This is a genomic window from Ruegeria sp. HKCCD8929 (assembly GCF_013031405.1).
Classification (GTDB): domain Bacteria; phylum Pseudomonadota; class Alphaproteobacteria; order Rhodobacterales; family Rhodobacteraceae; genus Ruegeria.
In genome coordinates, this window is sequence record NZ_WPZY01000001.1 from 513048 (window position 1) to 532144 (window position 19097).

The window sequence follows — 19097 nt, forward strand, 5'->3', positions numbered from 1 at the left end:
GGCCCGCGTCAGAGACGCAGGTCGCTGGCCTCTCTTGGCAGGCAGGATTTGACATCGAACAGCACATTCTCGGCCTTGCCAAAGGCGCGGAGCTGGGCAGCATCAAGCGCCAGGAATTCCTTGTGCGCAACGGCCAGAATGATGCCGTCATAGGCGCCCGATTGCGGCTCGGACACCAGAGAGATGCCGTATTCCGCCTGAGCCGCAGCCGCGTCAACATGCGGGTCGTGCACGTCGACTTCGATACCGTAGCTTTGCAGTTCTTCCACGATATCAACGACGCGGGTGTTGCGCAAATCCGGGCAGTTCTCCTTGAAGGTCAGGCCCAGCACCAGCACGCGCGCAGCGCCGACATTGATCCCCTTCTGGGTCATCCGCTTGACCAGTTGCGAGACGATATGGCTGCCCATCCCGTCGTTCAGCCGACGCCCCGCCAGAATGATCTGCGGATGATGGCCCACGGCCTCGGCCTTGTGGGTCAGGTAGTAGGGATCGACCCCGATACAGTGCCCACCAACCAGACCGGGACGGAAGGGCAGAAAGTTCCACTTGGTGCCCGCCGCCTGCAATACTGCCTCGGTGTCGATACCCATGCGGCCGAAGATGATGGCCAGTTCGTTGACCAGAGCTATGTTCAGATCGCGCTGGGTGTTCTCGATCACCTTGGCGGCTTCGGCCACGCGGATGCTTTCGGCTTTGTGGGTCCCGGCTTCAATGATCCGTCCATAAAGCGCATCGACCAGATCGGCGATCTCGGGCGTCGAGCCAGAGGTGACCTTGCAGATATTCGGAAGACGGTGTTGCTTGTCGCCGGGGTTGATCCTCTCGGGGCTGTAACCGGCAAAGAAGTCAGTGTTGAACGTTAGGCCCGAGACCCGTTCCAACACCGGCACGCAATCCTCTTCGGTTGCGCCGGGATAGACGGTGGATTCGTAGATCACCAGATCGCCGGACTTCAGCACATCGCCCACAGTTTCCGAGGCGTGGATCAGCGGCGTCAGGTTCGGGCGCTTGTTCGCGGTGATCGGGGTGGGAACGGTGACGATGAAGACGTTGCAATCGGCGATACCGGCAGGGTCGGTGGTGAAGGACAGCTGCGCGGCCTCGGTCAGTTCGTCCGGTTCGACCTCCAGCGTCGAATCCTGACCGCGTTTCAACTCGTCAATGCGGCCGGGATTGACGTCAAAGCCGACAACAGGACCGGTTTTACCAAAGGCCACCGCCAGCGGCAGGCCAACATAGCCCAGGCCGATCACGGCAATTTTCAAAGAGTTAATATCTGGTAGCGTCATGAAACAAACTCGTCCAAGTCACTTGTTGTGGTAGTCACGGAACCACTCGACAAATCGTGCGATCCCGTCGCGGAAATCCGTTTGCGGCGCATAGCCGGTCAGGCTTTTCAGCAAAGACGTATCTGCCCAGGTGGCGGGCACATCGCCCATCTGCATGGGCATGTAGTTTCGGATCGCCTTCTTGCCGAGCGCATCTTCAATCGCGTCGATGAAATCCAGCAGACGCACCTTGTCCCCGTTGCCGATATTGACGACGCGGAAGGGACCGACCGGTGACAGGCTGTCGCCCTCTTCGATGTCCTTTTTTCGCTCGGGGCAAACAGGGGCCGCGTCGATCAGCAGACGGATACCCCGGACCAGATCGTCCACATAGGTGAAATCGCGGTACATGTTGCCATGGTTGTAGATGTCGATCGGACGGTCATCGAGGATTGCATCCACGAACTTGTAAAGCGCCAGATCTGGCCGCCCCCAAGTGCCGTAGACGGTGAAGAACCGGAACATGGTTGTGGGCAGGTTCCACAGGTGGGCATAGGAATGGCCCATCGCCTCGTTGGCTTTTTTCGTCGCCGAGTAGATGGTCAATTGGGTGTCGGCTTTTTCCACTTCGGTGAACGGCATGTCTTCGTTCGCGCCATAGACCGACGAGGTGGACGCCATCAGCAGATGGTCAACCTTGTGCACCCGCGCCACCTCCATGACGTTGAAGGTGCCCACCACGTTCGAGTCGATATAGCTGCGTGGGTTTTCCAGGCTGTAGCGAACACCGGCCTGCGCGGCCAGATGCACGATCACATCCGGTTCGAACTCGTCCGCCACCTGCGTCAGGCGTTCGTGGTTTTCCAACAGATCCTCGGTGGCCGAAAATCCTGGGGTCTGCAGCAACATCTGGTGACGGCGCTGCTTCAGGGTGACGTCATAATAATCCGTCATCCCGTCGTAGCCGTGCACGCGGAACCCTTCGGACAGCAGCAGTTTGGCAAGATGGAACCCGATAAAACCAGCGGTTCCGGTTACAAGTACTTTTTTCATTACGTTCCTCATGTTCTGCGCAGAAAAAGGGGGAGCAATCGTTTCCGCGGCAGGGTCAATGTCTTGATCTATTGGTAAAGGTTAATTCGTTCACGCGACAGCCCTCAAAGCGTGCTGGCCACACAGTCAACACACTGTCGCGTCCCGCACATGATGCCGGGAGGTGTTTCGATGGTGGATTGGAGAAAATGCAGCAAAACTGCTGTTTTAATGTCCATGTTACACAAAGTCATACATACTCAACTTTTGACACTCGATGCGGGCAACAAACGTCCGCAACGTCCGGGGAGGAATTCCACGACACATTAACTATGGGTCCTCGTTACCGCTTGTACCACACAAAAATCAATCTTTTCCCGCGCAGAATATACCGAATTTTGCATCCAGAAGAGTCGAATTCTGACGTAAGGGAAAGTTTTTCGGCGAGATGTCATCAGCTTGCTGCATCCAGCCCGGCGTTCAACAGGGACGGCAGGAACTGGTCCAGCGCCCGGCCCCATGAGGTTATGGGCTGTTCCTGGATAAACACGATGTCGTCGGGTCGCATTTCCATCCGGGCCGCAACCGCGAGGGCAGCCGGGTTGCGCGCGTCCAGATGCCAAGCGGTCACCGCACCGAATTCTTCGGGATGGGTCGAGCTGCGCAGCACGTAGATATGCGAGGCATCGGCGGTCCGGGTGCTATAGCCGCCTTGCGAGAAGAGCGCGTCGGCCAGTTTGAGTTGCTGATTGTAGGGCAGGGGGATACGGGCGTTGTTCCGGAACTCTCCGCCCAGATAGATGTAGTCGCGCCCCTCGGCATCAAGCTGCACACGGTCCTGAAAGTTGTCGCGGGTTTCTTCCAACTGACTGCGGCGCAGGTCGACCTCAAGGTCCAGTTCTGTCAGCGCATCGGCCCGGGCCTGCCGGCTCAGGCTGATCACGTCGACCCGCTCGCGATAGAATTTCAGCGCCCGGTCTAGATCGTAGCTGGTATCGACATAGACCGCGTCGCCGTTCAGCAGGTTCAGCCGTTGCAGATCGGGACGGCGCAGATAATCCTCAAGCGGGATCTGATACAGATCGCCGGTGCGGTAGATGCGGATCGAGGCATATTCGCGGTCGCGCAAGGTAATGCCCCCGGCGGCAGTGATCGCCTCGCCCAAGGTCAGCGGGCTCAGCGCGACCGGCACGATGCGAGGGCTGGCAACCTTGCCACCTACGGCCACGCGCTTGGAGTTGAACTCGGCCACGTCCAGCGAAAAGGCCGGGTCGATTTGGCGGGCGATCAGAGCGTCGAACAGGGCGGCCTCGGCATCTTTCAGCGACAGGCCTGCGATCCGCACCGGGCCGATATCGGGGATCGAGATCGCGCCGTCGTCGCGCACTGTATAACCCTCACGCCGGTTCTGGGTTGCGAGCAGACCGCTCAGGTCGTTCGCGGACCCGGTGTTGCGGGTGGCCAGCGTGACCACGTCCCCCGCACCGATCCGGTAGGATGGTGGCGTCACCTGTGGCGGCGCGCGCAACTCCAATGGTTCGGGGGCAAGGTCGGGCACGACCGGCTGCTCCGGCAGGCGTTCGGCAAAGCGCAGGCCACCGCCGGTTCCGGCGGTTTGATAGAAGGCCTGAGGCAGGCTGCGCGGGGTGTAGGGCGTGGTCTTGTTGGCCACCAGAACCGTTTGCGCGGTCAACAGCACCTCGCGCACCGCCACGCCCTCGAGCTGGTTCGAGACACGCGGGCTGGTATAGGTGACGCCACATGCACCTAGCATCAGGCAAGCGGCAAGCAGTCCGGCGCCTGCTCTGGTTCGGGGAATCATCCGTTTCATGTTCGTTCCGTAACTTGGGGGCCTCATCGGATCAGCCGTTCGGTCGTCAGATAGCCCGCGCCCGGGCTGACCCATTGCCGTGTTTTCCACAAAAAACCGTCCGGGCCGCGCCAGTAGATATTTGTCAGCTTGAGGCCGGGCGAGACGCAGTGTTCTTCAATCCGCGTCGTATCCTGAGGCCGGTCGAAGATGACGATCCGCTCGGCGCGCGCGCCGGATCGCTTGCATCTAAAGGTGCGGTAGAGGGTCTGGTATTCGCCGTCCAGATAGGTATGGAACCGCTCGTAATACCCGCTCGTTTGACCATCGAGCATGTCCAGGGTGTTGCCGACATCGGCACTCATCAGATCATGCCCCAGGCCCCGGCTTGCCACCAGCACGCCGTGCCGGAGCGACAGCGACACCCGATCGCCCGAGGCCCAGGTCCGCACCGCGCCATTGCGGCTGGACGGGGCTAATGTGGCGGCGGTCTCCAGATCCGCCAGTTCGGCCAGTAGCAAGGGGTCGTCGCTGGTATTCAGCCCTTCGCGTGTCAGCACCTGACGCGGATGCGGCGCCTTTTGCGCACAGGCGGCCAGCAGCAGACACAACAGAAGGAACCTCACCGCCAGAACCTGCCCCAGTTGTTCTGCAAATCGCGCCCGCGCAGCCCCCGCACCGTCTCATAAAGACGTCCGGCGACTTCGAGCCTGGCGCCACCGTCGCGTTGCACCGGACGCAGGACGGTGGTGAAATCGTCGCGCGTGGGCTCGCCTGAAATCCAGTCGATGGGAATGGTGACCACGATGCCCTTGTCGAACGAGCCCTCGCCGAATTCACTGGCCGAGACATTGGTGAAAGTGGCAAAGGCGCCGACCTTCCAACCGTTCTTGAACTCGCGATCCAGTGCGATGGTAGTGCCCCAATCGCCTGCCAGATAGCGCCCTGCATCGACACGCAGGTGATAGCCGTTGTCGAACTGCCAATAGCCGGTCGCATGCCCGGTGGGGACCCGGTAGTCCCGAAAGCCGAAGAGCTGATTAAAATCGCGCTGGCGGACGTAGTTCAGCTCGACCCCGAAGCCGAACCGGCTGTTCAGCGGTTTCCACAAAAGCTCCGCGGAAAGACCACCGAACATCGGTTCCAGATATCCCAGCGTCACCCGGCCGTAGAGGTCGCGGCTGGGCTGGAAATACTGTGCGCCGGTGAGTTCAATGATCGCCGGATCGCCCTCGCGGTCGTAAAGGGCGAAATCGCTCCGTACATGCGGCAGTACCGAATCCGAAGGCCGGGTGGACCCGTCGAGATTGCCCACCAACCGCTTGCGCACCGCGCCGCGAAAGATCAGTCCGCGGGCCGGTTCCAGCGTGGCGCGCGCCTCAATCCCAAAATCCAGCCGCACCGGCTCGTCCGGGTCGAACAGTGCCGGCTGCAGATAGGGGCCAAAGCCTGGCCGGAAGATCGGATAGGTGTCGGTGGGCAGGGGGACGACCCGTTCCAGCGAGTCAATCCGGGCACGGGCATAACTGGACCAGCTGCTGTCGAACTCATATTCCAACGCCTCCAGGTCCGAGCGGTTCAGCGTCACCTGAGTGGGGGTCAACCCGCTGACCATCGGCACGATTTCGAAGGTCTCGATCGCTGGCGGCAGGATGCCGGTGAGCACCCGGGCGGTGCGGCCGATATCCTGCCCCGACCGGGTGCGAGAGGTGCCGCGAAACACAACCCGTGCAGTGTCTCCGGTGATCCGCAGAGAGTGAAGTTCGAGATCAATCGCCGCCAGCGCCCGGGTCGCCCGCTCGCTAAGGTCGTCGCCTTTTACATCTTTGGGTGCCCAACCCAGTTGCGCGGCATCGGGTGTTCGTGCAACCACCGGCGGCGGTGCCTTGTCCCGGGCTCCGCCATTCGGCGGGTCCTTTGGGTTGAGCGCAAGGGACAGGTTCACACCCAGTTCGGATCCGTGCAGATAGTTGAGGGACAAATGCGCGCCGGGCCGCAACCGGTATGTGGCGCCCATATTGACCGGAATCCTGCGCTCAAAGGCAATGCCATCCTCTTGCGGATACACGTCCGAAGAATACTCGGCCGTCAGCTTCAGCCTGTCGCTGGCCTGCCATTCGACCCCGCCGAACAGGGCGGCGGGTCCTCGGAACCAGTTCTGCGCCTCAAGCTTGCTGCCCTCGTCCCCCAGCCGCCCCGGACGGGTGTCCATCCGACTGCCCAATACATAGGACAGTAGATTGCGGAACGAACCCGCACTGCCCAGACGGCCCCAGCCGATGCCGCCGGTTACCCGCACCGACGGGTGCACGGTTTTTGAGGCCACCAGATATTCCGACTGATAGATGCCGGTGCCGAAGAAATCGTTAAGCCCCACTGCAACCGCCGGCCTGCGCCGGGTTTCATCAAGAAACCGGTAGTGGAGCGAAAAGCTGCGGTCATAGATGAAATCCCGCACCGGGGCGCCGGGGGAGGGTCCCTTGAGTTCGTAAAGGTTGGAATAGCGGAAACTGCCCGACAGGCGCGGCGTGATCTGGAAGGTCAGCGTTGTCCGGGTGGTGTTGCGGAAATGACTTACGTTAAGGGCAAGCTCGGCATCCGGGCGGCTGTGTGCCGACGGCATGTCGATCAGGCCGGGATAACCATATGTGTTGTAGGTCGTGGCGATGCCGGGCTCGCCCGCGGCGGGCAGGGCGCAGACCCCGCTCAGGATCGCGGCCAAAGCAACGGCTTGGATGTCAAGCATGACTTCTGCCATCGCTCTCGGTCAAGCAGGGCGCCACTGCACGCGCTGGCAGAAACTGACCGATCTTGCGGGTGTTCTTCAACGCCAGCGTGCCGAGACCGCCAACCTGATTGCTTCGCAGGGCCCGGTAATCCTCAACGCTCTTGCGCAGGATTTGCCGTGGCGACCGGTTGCTCACGCCCCCAAGGCGCATCCGAACCATGACTTGGGGCAGATAGGCCAGCCGAATACTTCCGCGCCATAGCCAACGTAGCATGGCTTCGTAATCCGCTGCGATCCGATATGAGGTGTCATAGGCGCCCATCGTCTCGAACACCTCGCGCCGCAGGTAGAGCGTAGGGTGCGGCGGCATCCAGCCCCGCCGCAACAACGCTCGGCGATACGGCCCAGCCCGCCAGCGCCGGACCACCCGTGCGTTACGCACCGAAACGTAGTCGAGATCGCCGTAAACCCCCTGCACGTTCGGGTCCCGAAATGCTCCGGCCACCTGGATCAGCACATCCGAACCGGCAAAAACGTCATCTGATTGCATCAGCCCGATCACATCGCCACGACACCGCGAGATACCCTGGTTGATCGCGTCGTAAAGTCCGCCATCCGGGGCACTCTCCAGCGAAATCGTTCCGCTCTGCGCGCGCAGAATCTCCAGTGTCCCGTCGGTCGACCCGCCATCCTGCACCACATGCTCCACGTCCTGCCAGCTTTGAGCGGCAACGCTGTCCAACGCCTCTTGGACCGTCGCGGCGCGGTTGAGGACCGCGGTGACGACCGATATTTTCAGGTCTCCGCCTCCTTGCGGCGGGTCCGGACCTCGGGGATTTCGAAAAGTAGTCCATAACAATCCCGGCGGTCGGTGACGAAACGGATACCGTGCGCCTCGAACACGGTGCGCAGGCGATCCAGGTTACCTTTGCGGGATTGCGGGACCCCATCCACCATCTCGTATCGGGTGATCGTAGCGCTACCAACACCAGAGGCTTCAGCCAATGCCCGAACAGACCAGTTTAGAACGCCACGTGCGGCGCGTATTTGCTTTCCGGTCAACCGAGGGTCCGGCGCAGGGATTTTCGATTTGTCGTCAGTCATCGGAAAGTGGCTGGCTCGAAGCACAGACCCGGCGATTATCATACCTGTCAGGCGAAGAGATGCCCACGGCTACCGCACCGGAAGAGACCAGGATTGTCCCTACCCGAAATCGGCGCGTGGTTTCCCATTGGATTAGCCGATTACGAGCAGAATTCAATCGTTAAAGTTGTATCATCCAAAATATCTTCCACCTTAAGCTCATAGGTGTGATGGGAATGCCATCACTACCACGCCGTCTGACAGTGGCATCTGGCATCGAACGCCTCAGGCAGGCTCTCCGCCAAACCCAATTGCAGCACCGGTGATCTTCGTCTCTCGCATATTGCCGCTCTCCAAAAAACACGTGTTGCGTCAATGTCTTTACGCCTGACTTGGCGCAACCTTTGTCTCCCACATTAGTAGAATTTTAACTTTTGCCCTTAACCGTCGCGGAACAATGTGGAGTTCCCCAATGTCTTCAAGAGTTTTTGCTTTGGCGACCGTTCTACTCCTGCCACTGAACGCACAGGCGCAGGAGAGTTCTGCTATGGATGTGGCCCTGAAGCAGGCAGCGTGCGGTGATAAACAGATAATCCGGGCCAAGTGGGCAGGGGACAGGCGTCTTAAAGTCACCTGCTCTAGCAGGTCGCCCGTAAAACGGCCCGCATCGAATGCCCCGAACGTCACTCCCGGCGCCACAAACTTGGTCGGGTTTTTGGCACCAGCCCTCGGCCTCGGTGCCGCGGCCGCTGCCGTAGCCGCTGGCTCCGGGTCCGCCAACTCGACGAACAACACATCGGTGAACAACTAGGAGTTCAGCTTTGAACGGAGCAACTCGGGTACCCCAAGGTGATAATCTGACGTCCGGATATGCGAAAGAACCCGGTGCGGCGATAGCGCCCGCGATCCATGTACCAAGCTCTCAACGGCTCCGGGTAATGTTCTGCGATAACTCCGCTCCAATAGTCGAAACTCGGTTGATCCAGCGCAAGGCCCCAGAAGCTGGGACCATGGAAACCAAACACAGTATCGGGGTCGATGCAGACATCCCCCGCGCCCAGGAACATGGTGCAGGACGACATGCAGACCCGACCACGGATCTCAACCCGGGTTCGGCGCGCACGCAACTGCCGGACCTGTTCGGCACGACGATCAATCCGGCCTCCGAAATCGCTGTTCACGACAAATGTTCGTGGCGCCTGCTCACTCGCGGCCACTGGGTTCCACCCAACCGTGCCCACAGCTGCACACAATACTGCCTGCGCCAAACAGCGCATGTTTAGGAACCGGACCATACTCTCACCCCAATCCTGACGATCCCACTCTCTATGCAACAACTCCAAAGCTAGAAGCGCAGAACTTAACAGGTGTCTAAGTCTCAAATGAGTGAAAAACATAAGGTAAAATCGAAATGAATGAGCGGGTTTCTCCAGATGCCTTTCGGACTGCTCTGTCGCCAAATCGCATTAATGGCGGCCGTAATTCGGGCGCCATATCAGATTCCGAAAACTGGTTTGTCGCTCAACTTCGACGCAATGGCCGATTGCTTGCCGAACGCAATCTCGTCCGCCAGGGCTACAAACCCTTCTGTCCGTCGCGGCTGGAAACTCTGCGTGTGCGGGGCCGGCACAAGACCGAGGCCCGGCCATTGTTTCCCGGCTATCTGTTCGTCCAGTTCGACCCGAAGCTTCCCGGCTGGCACGCGATTAATTCCACACGCGGTGTCGCCAGACTTGTCCTAAACAACTCCCAAAACCCGCGCCCTCTGCCTGCGCCCTTCATGGCCGGACTGTTGGCCCGCTGCGACCGGCATGGCCTTTTTACACCAAACGATGAACTTGCCGACGGTGACCGTATCCGAGTTCTGTCGGGACCATTTGCAGACATCGTAGCGACGGTTGAACGGCTTGACACAAATGCACGCCTGGAAGTGCTAATCAGCCTGATGGGACGCGATGTGCGTACTACTGTTTCCCGTGGGATCGTGCAGCGGCTTGAGAGTCAATCAAGCGGCTGAACCCGCCTCTGAATCCATCTGATGCGTCTGGGCGGAAACCCAGACGCGCAGATGCACACTCAGATAGCGGAAGCCTGAATAAGACCAACATCTCCGATATCAGCCGCCCAAAGACCGAATTGGGAGATATGCCCCATAAATGCAGTGCCAAGCTCAATCGGTGCACCTGCCAAATCGGCAAGCGGTGGAGCAGAACCATCTGCAATCAGAACACTGCCCTGATGTGCCCCGTTCAACTGAGCGCCATGACGTGACGCGACACCGAACGATGGCCGGCCCGGGCCAAAAATTCCTGCTACCGAGGACACCGAGACAATTTCGCCGCCGCTAGTCTGCGTCACTTCGAAACGACCCGTATCAGGCGACAGTGTAAGGATATCTTGCCGGAGTTGATTGTCCGCATCAGCCCTCCATCGCAGCAGAGACACCGCTCCGTCGCCGTTCCCCTCCGCATGGCAAACCTCCCCTTTGATCGTCAGAGAAACGGCTGACGGCATTGACGAAAAGGGAAGACCGCCCGAAGGAACGCTCAGCTTCTCAGCCGCCCTTGTCACTGCTGATCCCATTGTTGGGATGTACGATGAGGGTGCCGTCCCCAACTCTAGCTGCGCCCCCCAGATGTACGTGTACCCTGCGGCAGTTGAAGACGTGTTCAGATCCTCTTCGGAGTTATAAATCTCAAACGCAGTGTCCCCGTTCTGCGTTGCCGTAACGGTGATCGCACAACGATACCAGCCATTGCCAGCATCCTCCATGCTGGCGTTGTGGATTGAATTCACACCTCCGGGAACCCCGTTCACAAGATCGAAATAGCTGTCCTTCGGCACCCCGGTCGTACGCTCACGCAGAAAGACAAAACCTCGATCCCCGGCTTTGGCGAACACGGAAAACGTCAAGACATCCCCGGCTGAGTAGTTGGCATTCTGGCGCACCGAACCGTCGTAGTTCGTTGCTGTGGTTGTAAAGCGGCAGCCCGAGACCGTGCCGTCAGGTGCCAAGACCTCATTCGCCGCAACTCCGGCGCGGGTCTTGAACCAGATCGCCTGATCGAACGCACTCGACCAGGAGAAAAGATTTGTCCGCGCCTCACTTTCCACGAGCAGTCCTTTGGCCACCCATTCTCCGTTATCCCGAACGTGGTCGACCCGGGGAACGCCCGCAGCCGCCACTCTCAGCACACCGGTTGCATCTGTGAAAGTCGCCTCCGAAGCTCTTTCAAACGCAAACAAATCCGCAAATCCGACGGCCGCATTTCCAGCCCCCTTGAAAGTGTTCAGCGCGAAGTCACCCAGTAAATCCGGAGTGTATCCGTTTGCCTGGTACGCGATCCATTGGCTATTGGCGGGGCGTGCCGTCAGCCTGCTGCCAGCGAAACGCCCCTTTTCGAAACGACCTCCTGCCAACATGAATCACCCGACCAGCAGTGTGGCTTGTGCGTTGTCGCCAGCCATCCACAGGCGCTCTCCGGCTTTGAGTTGCATGGCGAATGACCGACTTGGCTGGACCGTGTGCCCCTGCGAGGCGCCCAGAGCGGGAAAGGCATCATCCGTCGTGATTTCGAACTGAACTGACGACCCGCCGACATTGCTCAGCAGAATGTCCTGATCCGCGGACGCGGTATGCCGGTTTGCCGTGACCCAGTCAGAGGTCAACTTGAAGGTGGTGGAGGGCATGGGTTTCTCCTGTGTGTTTTCGGCGCTCATCATAGGCGCGGACAGGATACCGTTGCCCGAACGGCTGGTTTGCAGGTTGTTAGGGGTCGGGATCGACTCTAAATAGATGCCTACATATGTTGTAACACCTTGCTATTAATGAAAATTACAATCGCTTGCGTCACAACTATTTCACTTTGGTAATCTAAATGAACCCGACTGTTGAATTCCCGGACACGGCGTTGCACCATTCTCAACAAAGCTTCCGAGCGAAAATCGCGAGCGACCGTCAGCCCATAACCCCGCCGGAACGGACACGAGTTGCATGTTTTCAGAGTTGTTCAAACGATTGGCAGGCGGAACACCGCAGACCTCCTCCGAAGATCCATACCCTCCAATTGCACCAGACCATCGGTTCTATGCCGTCGGCGATATCCACGGGCGTCTGGATCTACTTGAAGAACTGCTGACCCAGCTTGACCCGGATTATCCCCTGGTTTTTGTCGGAGACTACATTGACCGCGGCGAAAACAGCGCGGGTGTTTTGCGCCGCTTACGCACTTTGGCACGCGATGAAAGACGGCAGGTCATTTGCCTCCTCGGAAACCACGAAGAAATGCTTTTGCGGTTTGTCGACGATCCCAAGCGCGTCGGACGACTGTGGCTTCAGAATGGCGGATTGCAGACTTTTGCAAGTTTCGGCGTGACCGACGTTACCGAGGTCACTAGCGGCGACGGTGCGGTCGCTGCTGCCGAAAGCCTTTCTGCAGCGATGGGTGAAGACTTGTTGGACTGGCTACGCACGCGCCCACTTACTTGGCAATGTGGTAATGTTATCGTCGCTCATGCGGCAATGGACCCGACCGTATCCGTGGCTGAGCAGGACCGGCGTGTGCTGCTTTGGGGGCGTACGGCTTTAGGTGAGCACCGGCGACAGGACGGGTTTTGGCTCGTACACGGTCACACCATCGTACCTGAACCTGGCTTGCAGGATGGATTGATATCCATTGACACCGGCGCCTTTGTCACAGGTCAACTGACAGCGGCAGAGATTTCACGCGGGCGGGTCCGTTTCATAACGACGGGTGGTAGCAGCACGGAATACCACAAGAACAACTGAGGCGATTTAAATCACTTCCTGCCGTTCAACACCATAAAACTGAGCACTACGCTGAATTTGTCATAACTTCTTATTAATATTAACGAAGTTTTTACTCATCTGATCGGATCATACCTTTGTGCCAGCGATCATGCGCGCGGATTTCGCCGCAGGTGGCCAGGCACAATCTTGAAGGTGAGACGGCGGGTACAGGAATGTTCGATTTTGAGGCGGTGCGTTCGGATCAAGAAGTTCCTGTCGAATTCACAACCTACAGCGCCCTGCGGTCAACAGAGACGTTCTTAATCTGCAAGCGTGGCTTCGATGTAGCGTTGGCAACTTGCCTGTTGCCAATACTGCTGACAACTGCTGCCGTTTTAATTGTGCTCAATCCCCTCCTTAATCGAGGTCCCTTGATTTTTGCTCAAATCCGAATGGGCCGGGATTGCAAGCCCTTTGTCGCTTACAAGTTCCGGACAATGCGAGCTGCGCGGCGCGTGATCCGCAGGCCGCACGACCCGCCTGAGGCGCACCGCATCACCCGGCTGGGGCGGTTCCTCCGACAAACGCGCGTCGACGAAATCCCCCAGATTATCAATGTCCTGAAAGGCGACATGAGCCTCATAGGCCCCCGCCCGGACTATTTCCACCATGCCCGACACTATTTGCAAACCGTGCCCGGCTACCGAACTCGCCATACCGTCAAACCGGGAATAAGTGGTCTTGCGCAGACAGAGGTGGGGTACGCGCATGGGGCCGAAACTGTCGCCAACAAGGTTCGTGCAGACATTCACTACATCGACAACGCCGGCTTCCGCCTTGAGATGTGGATCTTTTGGCGCACGGTTCTGGTCGTATTTCGATTTGAGGGCACCTGAAACCACATGCGCAAGAAGTGAGAGCTGAACACCTGATGCTGGACCGTTTCACTTACCAGACGATCCAAACCGGCCAACCACCAGCGGCTGAGCCGGTAGAAGCCGATCTCCTTGACCTCTTCGTAACGCTGTGGCGCCACAAATGGGTGATTGCGATTTGTGCGGCAATAATCGGCCTGATCGGCGGATACTATGCGTTTGCCGTCGCTAGCCCGAAATACGTGGCCACGGCCGCACTGGCCTTGCAGGCTCGCACCGAGCGGGTGGTCGACCTGGACAGCGTCATGCCAGGCCTGTCCACCGACCTTCCGGTTCTCAATACTGAGATCGAGGTTATCCGCTCACGGCAACTGCTTGAGCAATTGGTGACCGAACTTGACTTGCTCGGCGACCCTGAGTTCAACAAGGACTTACGCACCGAGCCGATTATCCCGCTACAACGCTTCGGCTTGGAAGCCGACCCATCTCCAGCAACCACGATTGACGAAACAGTATCGGCGGTGGCGGATGCGATCGCGGTTAGCAACCTTCCGAGCACCTATGTCTTTCATATCAGCGCCAAAACAGGCGACCCACAAAAATCAGCTCTGATCGCGAACACATTGGCGCAGCTTTATATCGAAGACCAGATCGGCACCCGGTATCAGGCAACCGAAAACGCGATTGACTGGCTTTCGCAGCGCGTGGCCACACTCGAACTGGACATCGTCGCAAAAGAGAACCAAGTCAAAGAACTGCGCGCTGCGTCGCAATTCGGCAGCGTCGAAGCCCTGCAAGCATTGAACCGCCAGTCCAAGGACATGCGCAGTCGATTGGCAGATATTCGGAACCGGCAAGTATCAGCCAAGGCGCGTCTGACCCGAATAGAAGCGCTGATGCGAGGGGGCGATTTACAACTGGCAGCCGAGTTGGCAGATCCGGAACTCGATCATCTGGCCAATGCCGTGACGGCCAACACAACGCGGGCGCTGAACCGATTCAATGCTCGCCTTCAGAACCTTCACGCCGAAACTACCGCTGAATTGTCTCGCCTGACACAGCAGGCAACCGGACTCGAAGCGTCGCTGGTGACCCTGCAAAAGGCATTCGAATCGCAATCGGCGGATCTGGTGCGACTTCGCCAGTTGGAGCGGGACGCCAACGCCACCAGCGTTCTCTACGAAACCTTCCTCGCACGCCTCAAGGAAACTGCCGTGCAGAGAGGGCTGCAACAGGCCGACAGCCGAATCCTCTCGAAAGCCACGCCCGGCGAATATGCCGAGCCCGCAAGGGTGCGGACACTCGCGATATCAATTCTCCTTGGGGCCGTGGTCGGTGCCGCGCTCATCCTGTTCCGACTTCGGCTCCAGACCGGGTTGTTCCGTACAGCGGAAGAGCTTGAGGCACAGTCGGGCCTTCCAGTGATCGGGCAGATTCCTCGCATCCAAGTGCGGGACCGTGATCAGCTTGTGCCGTACCTGCGCGACAGGCCGACATCTGTTGCTTCCGAAGCTGTTCGCAACCTGCGCACATCGCTTCTGCTGTCTGACCTCGAGGCTCCACCACAGATCATCCTGATTTCCTCTGCGGTTCCGGGAGAGGGAAAAACCACGAACGCCATTGCTCTTACACAAAATCTCGCGGGTCTGGATAAACGCGTTTTGCTTGTCGAAGGCGATATCCGCCGTCGCACCCTTCACCAGTACATTCCGGATTGTCCCGACGCTGGATTACTTGAGGTAATCTCCGGCAAACAGCCGCTGAAGCAAGTAATCCGGCATGATGCGGTGCTCGGCGCCGACGTCCTGACCGGTGAGACATCCTACGTGAACGCGGCGGACGTATTCTCGTCAGCCCGTTTCCGAACATTCCTGACCGAATTGCGCGCGCACTACGATCATATCTTGATAGACAGCCCACCGGTTCTGGCGGTTCCGGATGCACGCATCATCGGTCAGTCTGTGGATGCGATACTCATTTCGGTCGCTTGGAATCAAACCACGCGAACCCAGGTTGCAGACGCATTGCAGCAGTTTTCCAGCGTCAATCTGAGTGTCACAGGATTGGTGCTGTCCCAAATCGATGTTGCTCGGGCATGGAAGTATGGTGGGGCAGGGGGGTATGGCACCTACCCGCAATACTATGATGCCTGACAGGCGGTCATCCGATCGTCGGCTGCAAAGGATGCTTTAACCGACGATCATCTGCTTCATGCGCAGCGCTTCGTATTCAAGCTCCTTGAGGCGGAAGTGTACGACATCACCGATGGTGATCATGCCGCACAGGTTACCATCCTTCAGCACAGGCATGTGGCGGAACCGGCCTTCCGTCATTCGGCTCAGAATATCCATCAGATAGTCGTCCGGTGAGCAGGTCTGAACATTGCGGGTCATCAGATCTTCAACCGATTGAGGCAGTGTCTGACCCGGCGTCTCGGCCATGCGCCGCACGATATCGCGCTCAGACAGAATCCCCATCAGCGCGCCGTTCTGATCGGTTACGACTAGAGCACCGATGTGTTTTTCCTTGAGCAAGCCGACCACCTCACGGATGGTCTCGGTCGGGCGCACCGAGAACACTGCATCACCCTTGCCTTCAAGCAATTTTGAGACGGTCGTTTGCGTATGCGACAAATTCGACTCGGTCGTCTGGCTGTAAGTGACTTTTTCGGCCTTGTCGCCACGCTTGGGCGCTTGGTATGAGCTTGGAGCCATGATCGGTCTCCTCCTGTGCGGGAATTGCGTCTTCTCTTCCACCTTACCGCAGGGCTGTGATGTGTATAGAGTGAAATGCGTCACATCCCGCTTAAGGGGCGCAAACCAAAGGATATCAGCAACTTGCAGAGTCTACACCTGACCCCTTTGACCGGAGCGCTCATCGTGTTTGCAGTGGTTGTATGTGGACACCGATTCCGGCTGGCGTGGAAAGAACGAAGCCAAGGCTGGCAGCGCCGCGCTTGGGTTTACGGCATCCCGGCGGCACTTGGATTGATGGCGCTCGCCTTTCTGCCACTGGAATACTGAGGCGATTTGACTCCGCATGGGACCGCTGGCATACGCCGGGTGCTGTCTTCTCGGAGGTCCCCACCATGCGCCGCTGGTCTGCCCTGGCTCTGATCCTGCTCGTCCCCGGTTGTCTCTTCGACAAGGAACCCGAGGTCGTCCGCCTGTCGGGCGAGACCATGGGAACCACCTATAACATCATCGCGATTGGCGAGGATCTGGACGAGGCAGAACTGGGCACTGCAGTCGAAGATACCCTGGCTGCGGTGAACGCTAAAATGTCCAATTGGGACCCGAATTCCGAAGTGTCGGTATTCTCGGCCTCTGACAGCACTGCACCGGTCGAAGTTTCAGCCGAGTTCGCCACCGTGATCGCGGCGGCCAATGATGTGCATAGAAAAAGCGAAGGTAAGTTCGACATCACACTCGGGCCTCTGATCGAGCTCTGGGGTTTTGGCCCGCGCAAGCCCGAGGATGCGGTGCCCTCGGACGAAGCAATTGCCGAAGCGCTCCAACGTGTGGGGCAGGGGAGCCTGCTACAGCTTGACCAGCCCAGCAAGACATTGGCCAAAGCTGACGCGGGGGTCGGGATTAATCTTGCCGCCATTGCCAAAGGCTATGGTATCGACGCGGTGGCCGGGGCACTCAAAGCGGCGGGCATCGAGGATTACATGGTCGAGATTGGCGGCGACCTGGTGACCAGCGGTGAAAATGATGAGGGTGAGACGTGGCGAATTGGCATCGAAAAGCCCGAGCCGGGTGCGCAAACGGTGCAGTTGGTGATCCCGGCCACTGATCTAGGCATGGCGACCTCTGGCGACTACCGAAATTTCTTTGAACAGGACGGAGTACGTTACTCCCACATTATCGACCCGACCACAGGGCGCCCGATCACGCACCGGACGACATCAGTGACGGTGGTGGCTGAAAACGCGATGATGGCGGATGCCTGGGCCACGGCGATGCTGGCGATGGGCCAAGACGCCGGCATGAAGGTGGCCGAGGCCCATAAACTTGCCGTGTTCTTCATCTCGCGAGATGTGACAGATAGCGAAGAAGCCTATATCACTGTACAAAGCAGCGCGTTCAAGGATGTGCTGGCGCGGAACTGACCCAAACAGGCACTAGCGACCATGACCACTTTTCTTCTGGCTTTCGTACTGCTGCTGATCGTGATGGTCGGCATGTCGCTGGGTGTTATGTTGATGGGTAAAACGATCAAAGGCAGCTGCGGTGGACTCAACGCGATCTCAGGCGCCGACAAATGTGTGGTGTGCCAAAAGGACGTCGACCCTGACAGCCCTTTGCGCGACCAACTACAATGCCCGCGTGCGCGGAAAATGCTGACCGACATGGACGAGTAACCGGAGCCCGTTTAGCTGGCGCCCATGCCGATAAAGTACGTTGATTGGGGGCTCGGCAACTCTTCCTCTAAACACACCGGTGCTGATTTCAGCAGTAAACTGCATGAGATCAGAGACATGTCGATCCAACTTGCTTCGTCAGTTTTTATCACCATAAATTTCCGCTTGGTCCGATTAAGGGAATCGAGGCACACTTTCGAGGCAGTCATCGGCAATTATTTACCATAATCATGATTATAAGGCCGCAAGGGCCGATGGGAGGCACATTCTAAAGTGGATTGCGACAAATCCCATATCTTGCTGAAAAGAAAGGGGAACCGGCGACGTCAAACACGGACCTAGGGTTATTCGAGCGGCGTGCAATTGAGGACATGCTGAGCACGAAAGTCCCGGTCGGCAAGATCGCAGACACACAGAGCTTTAACTCGGAAACAGCCGGAAACTTGCCGTCTGACTCGACACAACGCCCACCAACGCATTATACAGCGGAAACGAACGTTAGGTTACTCACGTCATCCTGTACCCGACATTCCTGAGCGTCACGATCCGCTGACCTTCTGCACCGATCTTGCGACGGAGACGCCCTACATAGACATCGACAACGTTTGTCAGCGGATCGGCGTTCAGGCCCCATACGGCATTCAGAATCCGTTCGCGCGACAGAACTCGACCGGTGTTTGTCAGAAAAAGAAGGAGCAGATCGCGTTCCTTTTTGGACAACTGAATCTCCTCTCCGGCGATTGAGACCTGCAGTGATGTTCGATCGAAGGTCAACGTTCCACAGGTAATGACTGTGTCGCCAAGGTCCGCCGCATACCCGTTGGCACGGCGGTGGAGCGCTTCAACCCGGGCGATGAGTTCGTCGAAGTCGAAGGGTTTTGGCAGATAGTCGTCTGCCCCGATCTTCAAACCTTCGACTTTTTCCTCGGGACTATCCAGCGCTGTCAACATCAGAACGGGCGTCTTTGATTTACGGGCTCGTAGTTTGCGACACACATCCTGCCCCTGAATGCCGGGCAACATCAGATCCAGCAAAATGACATCGTAGGTGTTTGCAGTGGCGTGTTCGAGAGCATCTTCGCCACTTGCCGCATGATCGATGGACCAACCTTCTGCAGCCAGGCCGCGACGGATGAAATCGGCAACACGCGCCTCATCTTCGACAAGCAGGATGTTCATCTA

Annotated in this window: 18 protein-coding genes; 6 read left to right on the forward strand and 12 right to left on the reverse strand. The window is 58.4% G+C overall.

Annotated features, from left to right (window positions below; translation table 11 throughout):
* Positions 1 to 8: 8 nt before the first annotated feature.
* The 8 genes from tviB to GOX53_RS29530 form a co-directional block, all read right to left on the reverse strand.
* Entirely contained in the window at positions 9 to 1292 is a 1284-nt protein-coding gene (tviB, locus tag GOX53_RS02345) for a Vi polysaccharide biosynthesis UDP-N-acetylglucosamine C-6 dehydrogenase TviB (RefSeq protein ID WP_171173374.1), read from the reverse strand.
* 18 nt (positions 1293 to 1310) lie between these two features.
* On the reverse strand, positions 1311 to 2324 hold the full coding sequence (locus GOX53_RS02350; RefSeq protein WP_171173375.1) for an NAD-dependent epimerase/dehydratase family protein: 1014 nt from the start codon (positions 2322 to 2324) through the stop codon (positions 1311 to 1313).
* Between the two features lie 433 nt (positions 2325 to 2757).
* Positions 2758 to 4134, reverse strand: a complete 1377-nt coding sequence (locus GOX53_RS02355) for a polysaccharide biosynthesis/export family protein (protein ID WP_254446423.1) — start codon at positions 4132 to 4134, stop codon at positions 2758 to 2760.
* 23 nt (positions 4135 to 4157) lie between these two features.
* Positions 4158 to 4739, reverse strand: coding sequence for a YjbF family lipoprotein (locus tag GOX53_RS02360; RefSeq protein ID WP_171173376.1), 582 nt, complete (start codon positions 4737 to 4739; stop codon positions 4158 to 4160).
* Complete coding sequence (locus GOX53_RS02365) at positions 4736 to 6859, reverse strand: YjbH domain-containing protein (protein WP_171173377.1); 2124 nt, start codon at positions 6857 to 6859, stop codon at positions 4736 to 4738. The genes GOX53_RS02360 and GOX53_RS02365 overlap by 4 nt, the downstream gene beginning before the upstream one ends.
* A complete protein-coding gene (locus tag GOX53_RS02370) occupies positions 6852 to 7700 on the reverse strand; it encodes a glycosyltransferase family 2 protein (RefSeq protein WP_256415796.1) in 849 nt (282 codons plus the stop codon). The genes GOX53_RS02365 and GOX53_RS02370 overlap by 8 nt, the downstream gene beginning before the upstream one ends.
* A complete protein-coding gene (locus tag GOX53_RS02375) occupies positions 7637 to 7903 on the reverse strand; it encodes a transcriptional regulator (RefSeq protein ID WP_171173378.1) in 267 nt (88 codons plus the stop codon). Before GOX53_RS02375 ends, GOX53_RS02370 begins: the two co-directional genes overlap by 64 nt.
* A gap of 836 nt (positions 7904 to 8739) precedes the next feature.
* Positions 8740 to 9141: a hypothetical protein gene (locus GOX53_RS29530; RefSeq protein ID WP_217351629.1), complete on the reverse strand. Its 402-nt coding sequence runs from the start codon at positions 9139 to 9141 to the stop codon at positions 8740 to 8742.
* A 194-nt stretch (positions 9142 to 9335) separates the two neighbouring features.
* Between GOX53_RS29530 and GOX53_RS02385 the strand changes: the two genes are divergently transcribed.
* Positions 9336 to 9941 carry a transcription termination/antitermination protein NusG gene (locus GOX53_RS02385; protein ID WP_171173380.1) on the forward strand — a complete coding sequence of 202 codons (606 nt, stop codon included), beginning with the start codon at positions 9336 to 9338 and terminating at the stop codon, positions 9939 to 9941.
* Between the two features lie 59 nt (positions 9942 to 10000).
* Here the strand turns inward: GOX53_RS02385 and GOX53_RS02390 are convergent, their stop codons facing one another.
* The gene (locus GOX53_RS02390) at positions 10001 to 11347 is read right to left on the reverse strand and encodes a hypothetical protein (protein WP_171173381.1); all 1347 of its coding nucleotides are present in this window, start codon (positions 11345 to 11347) and stop codon (positions 10001 to 10003) included.
* A gap of 3 nt (positions 11348 to 11350) precedes the next feature.
* Positions 11351 to 11614: a hypothetical protein gene (locus GOX53_RS02395; RefSeq protein ID WP_171173382.1), complete on the reverse strand. Its 264-nt coding sequence runs from the start codon at positions 11612 to 11614 to the stop codon at positions 11351 to 11353.
* A 304-nt stretch (positions 11615 to 11918) separates the two neighbouring features.
* Between GOX53_RS02395 and GOX53_RS02400 the strand changes: the two genes are divergently transcribed.
* The 3 genes from GOX53_RS02400 (at position 11919) to GOX53_RS02410 (ending at position 15702) form a co-directional block, all read left to right on the forward strand.
* Entirely contained in the window at positions 11919 to 12713 is a 795-nt protein-coding gene (locus tag GOX53_RS02400) for a metallophosphoesterase family protein (RefSeq protein ID WP_171173383.1), read from the forward strand.
* A 194-nt stretch (positions 12714 to 12907) separates the two neighbouring features.
* Positions 12908 to 13570 (forward strand): sugar transferase, encoded by a 663-nt coding sequence (locus GOX53_RS02405; RefSeq protein ID WP_171173384.1) that lies wholly within the window; start codon positions 12908 to 12910, stop codon positions 13568 to 13570.
* A 35-nt stretch (positions 13571 to 13605) separates the two neighbouring features.
* Positions 13606 to 15702 carry a Wzz/FepE/Etk N-terminal domain-containing protein gene (locus GOX53_RS02410; protein WP_171173385.1) on the forward strand — a complete coding sequence of 699 codons (2097 nt, stop codon included), beginning with the start codon at positions 13606 to 13608 and terminating at the stop codon, positions 15700 to 15702.
* Positions 15703 to 15738: 36 nt separating this feature from the next.
* Here the strand turns inward: GOX53_RS02410 and GOX53_RS02415 are convergent, their stop codons facing one another.
* Entirely contained in the window at positions 15739 to 16263 is a 525-nt protein-coding gene (locus GOX53_RS02415; protein WP_171173386.1) for a CBS domain-containing protein, read from the reverse strand.
* A gap of 374 nt (positions 16264 to 16637) precedes the next feature.
* On the opposite strand from GOX53_RS02415, the gene GOX53_RS02420 reads away from it, so the two are divergent.
* Together GOX53_RS02420 and nqrM are read left to right on the forward strand one after the other, a co-directional pair.
* Positions 16638 to 17663 (forward strand): FAD:protein FMN transferase, encoded by a 1026-nt coding sequence (locus GOX53_RS02420; protein WP_171173387.1) that lies wholly within the window; start codon positions 16638 to 16640, stop codon positions 17661 to 17663.
* Positions 17664 to 17684: 21 nt separating this feature from the next.
* Positions 17685 to 17915, forward strand: a complete 231-nt coding sequence (gene nqrM / locus GOX53_RS02425) for a (Na+)-NQR maturation NqrM (RefSeq protein WP_171173388.1) — start codon at positions 17685 to 17687, stop codon at positions 17913 to 17915.
* Between the two features lie 507 nt (positions 17916 to 18422).
* Here nqrM and GOX53_RS02430 read toward each other — a convergent pair.
* Positions 18423 to 19094: a response regulator transcription factor gene (locus tag GOX53_RS02430; protein WP_171173389.1), complete on the reverse strand. Its 672-nt coding sequence runs from the start codon at positions 19092 to 19094 to the stop codon at positions 18423 to 18425.
* Positions 19095 to 19097: the final 3 nt, after the last annotated feature.

Coding starts and splice junctions, on each gene's coding strand:
- tviB (WP_171173374.1), bottom strand. CDS start 1,292: ATGACGCTACCAGATATTAACTCTTTGAAAATTGCCGTGATCGGCCTG.
- GOX53_RS02350 (WP_171173375.1), bottom strand. CDS start 2,324: ATGAAAAAAGTACTTGTAACCGGAACCGCTGGTTTTATCGGGTTCCAT.
- GOX53_RS02355 (WP_254446423.1), bottom strand. CDS start 4,134: ATGAAACGGATGATTCCCCGAACCAGAGCAGGCGCCGGACTGCTTGCC.
- GOX53_RS02365 (WP_171173377.1), bottom strand. CDS start 6,859: ATGCTTGACATCCAAGCCGTTGCTTTGGCCGCGATCCTGAGCGGGGTC.
- GOX53_RS02385 (WP_171173380.1), top strand. CDS start 9,336: ATGAATGAGCGGGTTTCTCCAGATGCCTTTCGGACTGCTCTGTCGCCA.
- GOX53_RS02390 (WP_171173381.1), bottom strand. CDS start 11,347: ATGTTGGCAGGAGGTCGTTTCGAAAAGGGGCGTTTCGCTGGCAGCAGG.
- GOX53_RS02395 (WP_171173382.1), bottom strand. CDS start 11,614: ATGCCCTCCACCACCTTCAAGTTGACCTCTGACTGGGTCACGGCAAAC.
- GOX53_RS02400 (WP_171173383.1), top strand. CDS start 11,919: ATGTTTTCAGAGTTGTTCAAACGATTGGCAGGCGGAACACCGCAGACC.
- GOX53_RS02405 (WP_171173384.1), top strand. CDS start 12,908: ATGTTCGATTTTGAGGCGGTGCGTTCGGATCAAGAAGTTCCTGTCGAA.
- GOX53_RS02410 (WP_171173385.1), top strand. CDS start 13,606: ATGCTGGACCGTTTCACTTACCAGACGATCCAAACCGGCCAACCACCA.
- GOX53_RS02415 (WP_171173386.1), bottom strand. CDS start 16,263: ATGGCTCCAAGCTCATACCAAGCGCCCAAGCGTGGCGACAAGGCCGAA.
- GOX53_RS02420 (WP_171173387.1), top strand. CDS start 16,638: ATGCGCCGCTGGTCTGCCCTGGCTCTGATCCTGCTCGTCCCCGGTTGT.
- nqrM (WP_171173388.1), top strand. CDS start 17,685: ATGACCACTTTTCTTCTGGCTTTCGTACTGCTGCTGATCGTGATGGTC.
- GOX53_RS02430 (WP_171173389.1), bottom strand. CDS start 19,094: ATGAACATCCTGCTTGTCGAAGATGAGGCGCGTGTTGCCGATTTCATC.